Consider the following 12,551-nt stretch of genomic DNA (forward strand, 5'->3'; position numbering starts at 1 on the left):
CAGGTAATGCTGCTGCAATTCTAGACGACTACCCAGACGAACAATGCCGGAATGGCAGACCACGGTCCACCTGTGGCCATGTCGAGTTCGACGGAGAAGGATGTTCGTGATGGCAACTAAATGGCCTCTCAGATTGACCAAGGCGGGGATAATCCTTGGCAGCTGTGGTCTCGCCATCATGTATCTCGGTCCGGCCCGCGGAACTGTCGACGTAAACGAACGCGTCAAGGGAATTGTGGAGGCAACATCTGTAGTCCAGGGCAGCAAACCGCTTCAACTGAACCACGCGGAGATCACCAATGTCGCGATCACTTCCATGGTGGAGCGGCTGCGTGTCAGCGGTGAACTTCAGCCGATCAACCGGGTGGTAATGCGCGCCAAGACCGCAGGCAAAATCGTAGAACTCGGCGTTCGGGAGGGACATCCGGTAAAAGCCGGTGAGATCCTTGTGCGCTTCGAGACGGACGACCTCCAATCGACGCTCCTGCAGCGTGAGAGTGACCGCGATGCCGCCGAGGCCGAACTTATGCTGGCGATGCAGGCCCTGAACAGGTTCGAGCAACTGGCCGCAAAAAATGTCTCTTCGAAGGAGCAACTCGAAAGGGCAAAGAGCGACGTCGCCTCGAACATTTCAAAAGTCCGGAGCCTTTCGGCACAAGTGGATATCGCCCGGGTCAATCTGCGTGACGCGGAAGTCCTCGCTCCCTTTGATGGTATTGTTGCAGGCCGCGCTGTCGAGGCGGGTTCGCGCGTCAGCGCGGATGCCGAACTCCTGACCGTGGTCGATACGAGCGCTCTCGAGGCGAAAGTGCTGGTCTCAACCCGTGACATCCCACGCGTCGCGGTGGGCCAGACGACCGAGCTTCAGATCGATGGCATGGAAGGGCAAACAATCAGCGGCAAGGTCGCCCGCATCAATCCGGTGGCAGAAAGCGGCACGCGCTTTGTGCCGGTCTACCTGCAACTTCTCATTCCCGATAGGCGCCTATGGGGCGGAATGTTCGCAACCGGGTCGATCCTCGTCCGTGAGAAGGCTGACGCACTCATGGTCCCGGCCATATCCGTGCGAAAGGACGAGATAGGCGACTATGTGCTCAAGCTGAAGGACGGCTATCTTCAACGCCAGCCTGTGACCGTGGGGCCGGCATGGAACGGCGGCAGTCTTATCCAGATTGCTGCCGGTCTAACCGACGGCGACACGATCGTCATCGTCCCTCTCCCGGAACTGCAGCCGAACCTCGCCGTGACCGTGACCGGGGAAGGCTGACATGTTCCTGACCCGGATTTCCGTCACATATCCTGTTTTCACTACCATGATGATGGTCGCCCTGCTGGTGATGGGCATTTTTTCGTTCCAGCGACTGGGACTGGACCAGTATCCGAACGTTGATGTCCCGATTGTTGTCGTGATGACGACCTATCCGGGCGCAACGCCGGAGACCGTGGAAACGGAGGTCACTCGCCCGGTCGAGGACGCTCTTAACGCGATCAGCGGGCTGGATGAGATCACGTCAACCTCTTATGAGGGGCGTTCCGTTGTCACGGCCAAGTTCAAGCTTGAGGTCCAAGGCGCGGTCGCAGCACAGGATGTGCGCGACAAAGTCGCGGCCATCGAAGCCAAATTCCCCGATGACGTCGACAAACCGATCGTCTCACGCTTCAATCCGTCGGACCAACCTATTCTCTCCGTCGCCATCAGTTCCACATCCTTGGACCTCCCTGTCCTGACGACAATTGCCGATCAGCGCGTCGTTCGTCAGTTGACAACAATCTCAGGCGTCGGACAGGCTACCCTGGTCGGTGGCCAGAAGCGACAGATCGACGTCAATATCGATGATACGCGCATGCGTGCGCTCGGTGTTGGCATCAACGAGGTGATCAACGTCGTTCGCACCGGCAATCAGAACAGCCCCGCCGGAAACGTTATCAGCAACTTCTCTGAGCGCACCATACAGGTACAGGGCCGTGTCGATCAGCCCGAAGACCTGCTCGACATGATCGTGGCGCGGCGCGGCGGCGGGCCTATCTATCTTCGCGATGTCGCAACTGTTTCTTATGGTGCAGCCGATGCTGAGAGCCTCGCGGTCTACAATGGCGAAACGGCGCTTGCGATCGATATCGTCAAGGTTCAGGACGCCAACACCGTTCAGGTCGTCGCCGACGTCAAGAAACGCCTCGAGCAACTCAATACCGAATTGGCTTCGCAAAATGTCCGGCTGCGTGTCGTCACCGATGCCTCTACGGCCATCGAGGAGTCGGTCAGCCAGGTACAGGCAACATTGATCGAGGGTGCCGCACTCGCCGTCGCCATCGTTTTCCTGTTTCTCAACTCCTGGCGCAGTACGGTCATCACCGGCCTAACGCTTCCTATCGCCATGCTCGGCACGCTTGCGGTCATCAGCTTTCTTGGCTTCACGCTCAATACGCTGAGCCTCTTGGCCCTAACGCTGTCGATCGGCATCCTGGTGGACGATGCGATCGTGGTGCGCGAAAACATCACCCGCCATCTTCACATGGGTAAGTCGCATCTCCAGGCCGCGCTCGACGGCACGAATGAGATCGGACTTGCCGTGATCGCAACGACGGCGACGATAGTTGCGGTCTTCCTGCCTGTCGCCTTCATGGACGGCATTGTCGGACGCTTCTTCTACGAATTCGGCGTAACGGTGTCGGCTGCCGTTCTTATCTCCCTCTTCGTCGCATTCACGCTCGATCCGATGCTGTCGAGTGTCTGGTACGATCCGGATGCACATCGTGACGCCAAGCGAGGACCAATCGGGCGCATGATCGCGCGTTTCGATCACGGCTTCGAATGGCTCGCCAACCAGTATCGGCACGTGATCGCTTGGACGCTGCGCTATCGGCTCGTCACGCTGCTGGTAACGATTAGTATCTTTTGCGGTAGTCTGCTCATGGTTCCACTGGTAGGCACCGAGTTTGTCCCCAATGCTGATGAAGGTCGCTTCCAGATCAACGTAACGACGCCGGGCGGGTCTTCGCTCGACTATACGGCCATGAAAGTCCGTCAGGTCGAAAACGCTCTTCGGGAGTTTCCGGAGGTGTCGACCATCTACTCGACGGTCAATACCGGCAACTCTGTCGGAAAGCACCGCGCAGCCGTGCTGGTCAGGCTGGTACCGATCGATCAGCGCAAACGGACACCCGTCATGCTCGCCGATCCCATCCGCGAGCGTCTCTCGGTAATACCGGGCATCGAGATCGCCATCGTGCAGGAAGGCCTTGGCGGCGGCGACAGCCCGATCCAGTTGAGCGTTCTTGGAGACGACCGGACCGTTCTCGAAAAGATCGCCTCTGATCTCGCGGACGACATGCAAAAGATCCCACGCATGGTGGATGTAAATTCGAGCGCCAAGGAAGTGACCTCCATTCTCTCGGTGCGCCTGAAGCGCGAAGCCGCTAGCGATCTCGGTATTGCGAGATCCGACCTTGCCGCCTCGCTCTCGCCTCTCATTGGCGGTGAAGACGTCACCAACTGGACTGACGCCAGCGGCGAAACCTACGATGTCTTCGTTCGCCTAGCGCAGGAACAGCGATCCGATACGGTCGCGATCAGCGATTTGATGATAACGACGGGACGAAATGACGCCAGCGGCGCTACCGTCATGGTGCGTCTCGATCAGGTAGCGGATATCAAAGCTATTCAGGGCGCCTCTGAAATCCGCCGCTTCGACATGCTTCGCGAGGTATTGGTCTCGGCCGATGTCTCGGGTCGCGCGCTTGGTGACGTGACCAGCGAGTTGCAGAAAATGATCGCCAACCGCGATCTGCCCGACGGCTATCACATCCGCTTCGGCGGCGAGTCCAAGAACATGCAGGAGACGATGGGGCACATGATCACGGCACTCGCCATGGCGGTGATCTTCATCTACATCGTGCTCGCTTCGCAGTTCGGCAGTTTCGCGCAGCCAATCGCCATCATGGCGGCACTTCCGTTGTCGCTGGTCGGCGTCCTTCTCGGCCTCATGGTAGCCGGCAGCACAATCAATATGTTCTCGCTGATCGGCTTTATCATGCTGATGGGCCTCGTCACGAAGAATGGCATCCTCCTTGTCGACTTCGCCAACAAGGAGCGCCAGCGCGGTCTCTCGCTCAACGACGCGCTGATCAGCGCCGGTGCCATCCGCTTCCGGCCGATCGTCATGACCACGCTTGCGATGATCTTCGGCATGATACCGCTCGGCATGGCGGTTGGTGGGGGTGGTGCCCAGCGCGCGCCGATGGCGCATGCAGTCATTGGTGGTCTAATAAGCTCCACCATCCTGACCTTGATTGTCGTTCCCATGATTCTGTCCTACATCGACAGCATAACGAGGCGTCTGGCACGCTTCATGCCGAAGGCTCCCGATGATCACGGCGTCGAGACAGCGCGTTCGCAAAATTGACGCACTCGATCCCATCACGAGCGGCTCGAGGTTGTCATATTCCCTGATTGATCCGCGCTACCTATGAGGGCGCGTCAGAAGACAACGGACGCAATCTGGCGACCGCTCTCGCCCCAGATGCCGAGTGAACCGTGGACGAAGGTTTCCCATACCTCGGAACCTATGTTGTCGCGGAGGCAATCATCGCCGGCGTCTTCCGGCGCCTATTCCGGCACTTGCAAGGCGACGGACAAGACCATGCGCGCCGCTTTAGCCCACCTCTACGAGGTGACGGAGGGTAGCATTACGCAGTATGTGGACACGCTGATGGTCCAGCGGGCCTTGCCTGACGCTTGACCAGAGGTGCTCTCGGCAGCCGCCAAACCGCACTCGCCGTTTTAGATCGGCCTGGCACTATTCCATTTTCCGCTGCCAGCCAAGTCGAGCAGAATTTCATGGCACAGTGCCTCGACCGAAAGAACTGCCTTTGTGATCGGCCGGTCTGCCGGCCTGACAAGATGCACGGCGCGCTTCAGGCCAGGTTTGGCAATGTTCCATGCCTGCAACTGCCCATTGTTCACTTCTTGGACAATAGCGTTGAATGGCAGGATCAAGTAACCGACACCTGCCTCCACAAGCCCTTTGATATTGCCATAGGAATCCACCTCGATCACCGAGTCGAGTGAAATAGAGTGACTTGCCGCCTCCCGCTCGAGCAGTTCGCGCAGGCCGTGGCTCGAACTTGGCAAAATGAATGGAAGGCGGGCAATGTCAGCGTAGGTCACATCCCCTGGCGGCAGCTGCCCAAGATCGCCGACAGTCTTGACGGGCCTAAAAGCCAGAGTGTCTCGGTCAATACGGGCGTCGAAATCAAACTGCGATCGTCTACCGGGAAGCTACAGGAAGGCCGACCTACGGCGCTAATCTTCCGCGAGTAGAAGATCAATGTTCATCAAGCTGGCTGCCCAAACGGAGCTGATTTTCTTTCTACCTTATCGATGAACGCGAAGCAGGGACGACCGCTGCACCATTTTGGCTGTGACACACATTATAAGCCTGTACTGCACCCCAACCCGATCTGGACAAATGGTCGTCGAAGACAACCATTTGTATCGACGTCAGGAAGAACGGATACCAGGCGGTGCCGGGGATGGCCCGTGCGGTGGTACTCGATTGCCCTAGAACTTGTACGAAACGCCAAGCATTGCGAATGGCTGGACGTCGTCCTTGACGATGGGGCTATCTTTAGCATCTCCCATCAGGAAGCCGGCGCCGGCGGCACCTGTAACGAGCCAGTTTTTGGTCATCATATAGGTCACGGAAGCCTTGAAATCGACGCGCTTGACGCCTGCCTTGGCGTCGTATTGCGCCAGACCTGAGCTGGCAGACTGCGCGGAAGTAACACCGAAATAAGATTCCATATACTTGTCATCGGCCCAAGTGCCGGAAACATCGGCCGTAAAGATAAAGCGCTCGTATCGATGCGATGCCCTCGCGCCGAACGTGCCTTGCAGGCCGTCGCTGCCGCCAATGGTCTTGTTCAGAGCAGCGTAAACCTCGAAAGGTCCCGCTTCGTAGCTGATGATACCACCGACGACGCCTCCGGCGTCGATATCGCCGAGACCACGCAGATAGTCGGAGTCGTCTTCCTTGCGTCCGAGGTCATAGCCGCCCCTCGCTGATAGCGTGAACCCCTCCCAACTGAAAACGTCGTACGTGATGCCCGTGGTTTCGAGATGCAGCCTGTCTCCGATCGTGGCCGAGATCAATGGAAACGGTTTGACTTCAAACTTGTCGGAGCCTTCGTACTCCGGTAAATAGATTCCACCGGCGCCGATCGTCACCTTCCAGTTGGCCAGAGTGTCGCGAAAGTCGCCATATCGTTGGCTGTCGAACTCTGCTGCCGGTGCCACTGCTGCGTCAACCGTTCCAATATCCGCGCCAAAAGCCGCGACGGGAAACAGCATGAAGGCAGTGGCGAGGGCCATGCTATGTGTCGCCATCTTGCGGGCTTTCGCATTGCTGCCGGAGCCCGATAGGCATCTGGTAGCTGCACCAAGTGGTCGCCCTCGCACATATTGTCGCGTGTATTGGCTCATCTAGTCGAACTCCTTATTTGGATCAGCGGCAGAACAGTTTGCGCATGCCTTGTTTCCCATGTCCGTTGGGACAGAACCTTGGTAAGGAAACAAACAAGGTTCCCCGATCACCAGTTTTCATCTTCCAGCACGTCATGATTTCTTCCGTTGAACGAAGGCCGCGCTGCCGGTGCAACGGGAACAGCACGAAGTTCGCTCGTCGGATCTACCGATGCTCACGCCCCTCGAGCCTTCGTCGCCGACGGCTTCGTAACGGACAGTGCAAGGGTAAGGATTGCCGCAACATTACAAGCCGCTTTGGGCGGCAGTGAAAAGCAAGCCGTTGTGGGGAAGTGGACGGTGCCAAGTCGAGCCCGAAACCACCAACCTCAACTACCCTGACAATTGCCTTCTCGTTTGCAACGCAGCCCTATTACAAACAACCCGTTTCTATTCTGGCGACAAAACCACCATTGATCCCGATTTGTTTCAGGATAATGTGTCAACATACCCAATCCAATAGGAATTCGGGAATGAGGTTGCAGCTATCGATGTTGATCTGATCACCGCTACGATCCGCCACTGCTCCCCTGCCCGCAACGATTGCTCAAAGCCCAGTGGAACTCCTAAGGCCCTTAAATCAAACCTGACCTGTAAATTCTCGGAGTGATGCTGGAATTCAGTGTGACAGCGTTGAAAATTGCGACCCGTGTCTTTTGTGTTTCGTCAAGCGCGGCGCTGTAGCAGTCTGGAGCCTGACAGTACAATGCACTTATGGAGCGCAGCATGAACACAATGAAAGCAGTCGTAGTCCGGTCGCCTGGCGAACCGGATGTCCTCAAGATAGAAGAATGGCCAGTCCCTGTTCCGGCAGCCGGCGAGGTTCGGATTGCCGTAAAAGCCTTCGGCCTGAACCGGTCTGAACTGTTCACGCGCCAGGGACATTCGCCGAGCGTTACTTTTCCCCGTGTGCTTGGGATCGAAGCTGTCGGCATCATCGACAATGCCCCGGATGGAGAGTTTGCCAAGGGTGACATCGTCGCTACCGTAATGGGCGGAATGGGACGAAAATTCGATGGAGGCTATGCGCAGTACACATGCGTGCCGGCCGTTAACGTGGTGAAAATCGAGACAGATCTTCCCTGGGAGATCCTCGGAGCACTGCCTGAAATGCTTCAGACCGCTTGGGGTGCTTTGTTTTCTTCCCTGAAACTGTGTCACGGAGAACGCTTGCTCATCCGCGGAGGGACCACATCCGTGGGTATGGCGGCGATTGCACTGGCTCGACGTCAAGGCGCCGATGTGACCGCGACGACACGCCGGCAAAGCCGGAGCGAAAGTCTCGAGCGGCTCGGCGCGCATCGTGTCATAGTAGATGATGGGACAGTCGCCTCGAAAGGGTTTCGCTTCGACAAGGTTCTCGAACTGGTCGGAACGACGACACTTGAGGATTCACTCCAATGCGCCTCTCGCGGTGGTGTGGTTTCCATGGCGGGTATTGTGGGGAACAAATGGACCATCGATGCCTTCGCGCCGATGGATGCTATTCCGAACCGCGTCTCGCTAGCCAGCTATAGTGGCGATACGGAGGACTTTGTCGAGATGCCGTTCCAGTCTCTCGTGGACGATGTCGCATCCGGGGTGCTCCCCATCAAGATTGGACGTGTTTTTGCCTTTCACGATATTGTGGACGCCCATCATTGCATGGAGAGCAACGCCGCGGAGGGAAAAATCGTCGTGCTGACTTAGTCATCCCGCCGACCGCTCCTGGTAATGGCCTGCAATTTCTGGATTGCTCCAGGATTTCCTCAATTTGGAACCCGCATTTTCCGGACCAAAGCGCGAGCGAGGTTGGATCGGCGTTGCTCTCAAATGAGCCTGACAAGAATAGGCATGAAACCCCAGAGCTGGAGATACTCGATAAAATCGAATGCCGGCTTGGCAAGGAAGAAGATCAAACCGTCCTTCAAGGTCGTGTAGAGACGATCTGTCGAAGCGAATACGGTCGGCTCGTCACGATAAAGGCGAAACGACGGCCAGAAGCGAGGAACTCTCAGGCAATATGCATTAAAGGGAGCTCCGAAACGATCTTTCAGGAACGCCTCCTCGCGTAACGCTACGAAGTAAAAGACTGCGACGGTACCGATTGCGAATATAACTGCCAAAACAATGCTGCCTGACTGCGCGCCGGCACCCAACGCGGCTAGGGCAGAAAACACATAGAGTGGATTTCTGGTGATCGAATACGGCCCAGTCTCTATAAGCTCAACGCCCTTCCTTTTGCCTATGTAAAGCATGCACCAAAGCCGTCCTAAAATACCTGCAACTATGAACCAGAGGCCGAAAGCTTCGATGTAACTTCGCCGTAGCTCGCTTCCCGATGCCCCAACGACGATTGTTGCCATGAAAATAACTATTACTAAAATGAACAACACTAAGCGACGGTTGCGCTGGAACTTTGCGAGAGATATTTCTTTTTTCATCTAAGATATTGTCTGTTTAAGTTCTTGCATTTTCTAGAAACTTGGCAAAATAAATTGATTTATCCAATATCAAAACGGATTAATCTATGATTGGTTTATAATGTATTTTGACTGAAACCATTGTTCTCTGGATATAACACTGAGAATAAAGAAGAATATTCTCCTACACTCTGCACACGCGCCCTACATCTTGCGGATCTAGTTGGCTTTGCCGGCCAGAGACGTTGCCTGTATCGGAGTTCAAAAAGCAGTGCCCCTTTAGCTCTTGACTGCTATCAATCGTCGATCAGTCCATTCGGATAGCGCACTCACCCGCGCTGAACGGATATTTTAGCCCGATGGAATAGAGAGGCTCGGTTCCTTCAGCGCGACAAGCCTCCAAGAAAACTCGCCACCGAAGTAGACCCCTGCCGTAGGCGTTGCCGCCTACGAACACCGGAGCATCGCTCTGGATTGAGTTTGCGCCGCGCCTATATAACGCAGCACCCCGAGAGCCACATCGACTGAATCTGTTTCGACCGCTAGGCTCCAAGGCGATGCCTGCCTGATAATTTTTTTGTCTCCAGAGCCACTAATCACATGACGAAGACTGCGAGCGAAGGATTGCCGCAACATTACCTGCCACGAAAGCAGGATTAAAATACGGCGTAAGCATTACGAGGTCGATTGGGACGAGTGGCGACGGAACTACGCGCTGCGGACGTGCCCAGCTTGCGAACGACGAGGTCGCTGTCCTCCAAGAACAAATGTGGACCCGTATCGCAAGGTTGAAAACCCGGCCGGCCTTCCGAACGGCCGGCAATGCCTATATCAATTATCGCCAGGCGGCGGTCGGCCTTATTTTTTTGGCCTGATTACCGCCCTCCCTGGAATTGTCTTACAAAATGTCCTTCGGAAACCTGGATTAGGGGCTCTTGGACTGCTTTGTAGTCCACCGATCGCAAAGCGCTCGATGGCTCGCCCACATCGATAATGTGCTTTAAGGATCGCCTCTTCGGGTCCGGTAGCGGCACCGCGGCAAGAAGCTTCCGAGTGTAGGGATGACCTGGCTGATTGAAAATGTTCTCGCGCGGACCGATCTCTACGATCTCGCCGAGATACATAACCGCCACGCGATGACTGATACGTTCTACGACAGCCATGTCATGCGAAATGAATAAATAGGAAATGCCGAGGTCTCTTTGGAGGTCCATGAGTAGATTGACGATCTGCGCTTTGACCGAAACATCGAGCGCGGAAACGGACTCATCCGCAACAATAACCTTAGGGGAAAGCGCTAGAGCTCTGGCAATGCAGATTCGCTGCCGCTGGCCGCCTGAGAATTGATGAGGTAACCGATCCGCCATACTAGCCTCCAGACCCACTTGCACAAGCAACCCGGCTACGAGACGGCGTGCCTGTGCAAGGTCGCCCAATCCATGCGTCAAGTATGGTTCTGCGATGGCCTGCCCGACGGTACGGCGCGGACTAAGGCTTGCAAAGGGATCCTGAAAAATCATCTGGATATCTCGTCGCGCCTCACGCAGCTCCCTTTGAGAGAGGGACATCAGTTCTCGGCCAAGGAGCCTGACGCTGCCCTCATTGGGCTGGACTAACCTCATCAGGCCCCGACCGGTGGTGGATTTTCCGCAGCCGGACTCGCCAACGATCGACAATGTCTCTCCGGGCAGCAGGTCGAACGAAACCTTTTCAACCGCGTGAACGCGGTTGGACACCCCACGAAACCAGCCCGTTTTGATGTCGAATCGGACGCACAGATCCTGCACCTCGAGGACTGCCGGGCTTGTGCGACGGATCGTATCGACAGGAAGGTCGGCTGTCGTTTCCCCCGTGGCTGCATCGACGACAGTAAACTTTCGGGGATTTGCTACGTTTCGCATGGAACCCAGTCTAGGGACCGCATTGAGAAGCATTCGTGTGTAAGCATGCTCCGCCTGCCGAAAGATCTTCTCGGTGGTTCCGGTCTCGACGATATCACCGCGCAGCATCACGGCAGTCCGCTCTGCCATCTCGGCCACTACCCCCATATCATGGGTAATGAAGATGACGGACATGCCCTCCTCTGCCTGGATCTCCTTGATTAAACTAAGGATTTGAGCCTGGATCGTCACATCGAGCGCTGTCGTCGGTTCATCGGCGATCAGCAATTGCGGACGGCAAGCCAAGGCCATTGCAATCATTGCCCGTTGTCTCATGCCGCCAGAAAAATTGTGAGGATACTCGTCATAGCGAGTTCGAGCCGAAGGAATACGAACCCTGTCCATGAGGCGCAGCGCCTCGGCTTTGATCTGAGGTGACGTCGACGCCTTGTTGTGTAAAGCAATGGCCTCCGAGATTTGCTTTCCAATTGGTATAAGCGGATTAAGGCTGGTCATGGCCTCTTGAAAAATCATCGAGATATCGTTGCCGCGTACCGTGCGCATTTCCGTTTCTGCAAGCGTCAGAAGGTTGCGCCCTGCGAGCATGACCTCACCATCGATGCGGGCGGCCTCCGGCGAAAGCAATCGCATGATTGAATATCCTGTCACGCTCTTGCCAGAGCCCGACTCCCCGACCAGCGCGAGCGTCTCGCCGGCGCCGACATCGAAGGAGATGCCTTTCACCACGTCCATCCAGTTGCCCTGCTGGCGGAATGATGTGCGAAGATTGCGAACGGACAAAGTCGTCGACGCGCCCAATTCAGGTTCTCCGGACGGCGCTTTCGACATTGGGATGATTTGCATTGCTTCCTCCAAAAATCCTCGACGTTCAACCGGATAACGGCTGACGCACCTCATGATCCTGCTCGCCCAGCCCTTGCCCGCCCAACCGGACGCGCTGCCCGGGAGTCAGGAATCTGGGCGGCGTCATTCCCACGCCAATGCCAGCGGGCGTGCCAGTCGCAATGATGTCGCCCGGCAGAAGCGTCATGAACTGCGAAATATACGCGACCAGATAATCCACTCCGAAGATCATATCGGCCGTCGTACTTTCTTGAACGCGTTCGCCATCGACCTCCAACCACAGGTTGACGCTTTGCGGATCAGGCAAGACCGACGCCGGAACGAAAAAGGGGCCGATAGGGCCGAAACTGTCGTGTCCGCGACCCTTGCTGCTGTCGCCGCCCCTTTTCAACTGGAGTTCGCGATCGGCGAGGTCATTGACGAGGCAGTAGCCGGCAACATGCGATCTCGCCTCACCCTCCTGTATGTATTTAGCTCTGCTCCCTATGATCACTCCGAGTTCAACCTCCCAATCGGTAGAGGAAGCCGTTCGTGGCAGCTCGATATCGTCATAGGGACCGCAGATCGCCGACAGTGCTTTCATGGCAATCGCTGGTTCAGATGGAATGTTTTGGTTCAAGGCCCTTGCATTGCCGTGATAGTTCAAACCGATGCAGATAAATTTGCCTGAACCTCCTACACATGGGCCGATCCTCTCCCCCACAGGAACAAGCGGCAAGCTTTCCGGATCGACTTCAGAAAGCCGCTGTAGCGAGCCGGGCGACAGCGCGGAGCCGGTGAGGTCGGTAATGTAACCGGACAGGTCCCGGAGGCGCCCCGATGCATCCATCAGGCCCGGCTTTTCGGCTCCTGCCAAACCAAAGCGAGCAAATCGCAGCATGGGTC

General features: G+C 56.4%; 8 protein-coding genes. 3 read left to right on the forward strand and 5 right to left on the reverse strand.

Going from position 1 to position 12,551, the window contains the following annotated elements; genetic code table 11:
* Window positions 1–109 precede the first annotated feature (109 nt).
* On the forward strand, window positions 110–1,267 hold the full coding sequence (locus BM413_RS23115) for an efflux RND transporter periplasmic adaptor subunit (protein WP_091917239.1): 1,158 nt from the start codon (window positions 110–112) through the stop codon (window positions 1,265–1,267).
* A gap of 1 nt (window position 1,268) precedes the next feature.
* The gene (locus BM413_RS23120; RefSeq protein WP_091917208.1) at window positions 1,269–4,403 is read left to right on the forward strand and encodes an efflux RND transporter permease subunit; all 3,135 of its coding nucleotides are present in this window, start codon (window positions 1,269–1,271) and stop codon (window positions 4,401–4,403) included.
* Window positions 4,404–4,780: 377 nt separating this feature from the next.
* Here the strand turns inward: BM413_RS23120 and BM413_RS23130 are convergent, their stop codons facing one another.
* Together BM413_RS23130 and BM413_RS23135 are read right to left on the reverse strand one after the other, a co-directional pair.
* Window positions 4,781–5,167, reverse strand: coding sequence for a LysR substrate-binding domain-containing protein (locus tag BM413_RS23130; protein WP_175544411.1), 387 nt, complete (start codon window positions 5,165–5,167; stop codon window positions 4,781–4,783).
* A 393-nt stretch (window positions 5,168–5,560) separates the two neighbouring features.
* Window positions 5,561–6,370: a MipA/OmpV family protein gene (locus tag BM413_RS23135; protein ID WP_244537985.1), complete on the reverse strand. Its 810-nt coding sequence runs from the start codon at window positions 6,368–6,370 to the stop codon at window positions 5,561–5,563.
* 876 nt (window positions 6,371–7,246) lie between these two features.
* On the opposite strand from BM413_RS23135, the gene BM413_RS23140 reads away from it, so the two are divergent.
* Complete coding sequence (locus BM413_RS23140; protein ID WP_210188959.1) at window positions 7,247–8,209, forward strand: zinc-binding alcohol dehydrogenase family protein; 963 nt, start codon at window positions 7,247–7,249, stop codon at window positions 8,207–8,209.
* Between the two features lie 119 nt (window positions 8,210–8,328).
* Here the strand turns inward: BM413_RS23140 and BM413_RS23145 are convergent, their stop codons facing one another.
* From BM413_RS23145 to BM413_RS23155, 3 genes are all read right to left on the reverse strand, one after another.
* Entirely contained in the window at window positions 8,329–8,943 is a 615-nt protein-coding gene (locus tag BM413_RS23145; protein ID WP_091917211.1) for a methyltransferase family protein, read from the reverse strand.
* Window positions 8,944–9,797: 854 nt separating this feature from the next.
* A complete protein-coding gene (locus BM413_RS23150; RefSeq protein WP_091917241.1) occupies window positions 9,798–11,651 on the reverse strand; it encodes an ABC transporter ATP-binding protein in 1,854 nt (617 codons plus the stop codon).
* Window positions 11,652–11,691: 40 nt separating this feature from the next.
* Window positions 11,692–12,546 (reverse strand): fumarylacetoacetate hydrolase family protein, encoded by an 855-nt coding sequence (locus tag BM413_RS23155; protein WP_348272927.1) that lies wholly within the window; start codon window positions 12,544–12,546, stop codon window positions 11,692–11,694.
* Between the last annotated feature and the right edge of the window lie 5 nt (window positions 12,547–12,551).

It is taken from the genome of Mesorhizobium sp. YR577 (assembly GCF_900116595.1).
GTDB lineage: Bacteria > Pseudomonadota > Alphaproteobacteria > Rhizobiales > Rhizobiaceae > Mesorhizobium_M.

What these genes read in the sequence shown, in the direction of transcription:
- BM413_RS23145 (WP_091917211.1), bottom strand. Translation starts at nt 8,943, where the DNA reads ATGAAAAAAGAAATATCTCTCGCAAAGTTCCAGCGCAACCGTCGCTTA.
- BM413_RS23120 (WP_091917208.1), top strand. Translation starts at nt 1,269, where the DNA reads ATGTTCCTGACCCGGATTTCCGTCACATATCCTGTTTTCACTACCATG.
- BM413_RS23115 (WP_091917239.1), top strand. Translation starts at nt 110, where the DNA reads ATGGCAACTAAATGGCCTCTCAGATTGACCAAGGCGGGGATAATCCTT.
- BM413_RS23150 (WP_091917241.1), bottom strand. Translation starts at nt 11,651, where the DNA reads ATGTCGAAAGCGCCGTCCGGAGAACCTGAATTGGGCGCGTCGACGACT.
- BM413_RS23135 (WP_244537985.1), bottom strand. Translation starts at nt 6,370, where the DNA reads ATGGCCCTCGCCACTGCCTTCATGCTGTTTCCCGTCGCGGCTTTTGGC.
- BM413_RS23140 (WP_210188959.1), top strand. Translation starts at nt 7,247, where the DNA reads ATGAACACAATGAAAGCAGTCGTAGTCCGGTCGCCTGGCGAACCGGAT.
- BM413_RS23155 (WP_348272927.1), bottom strand. Translation starts at nt 12,546, where the DNA reads ATGCTGCGATTTGCTCGCTTTGGTTTGGCAGGAGCCGAAAAGCCGGGC.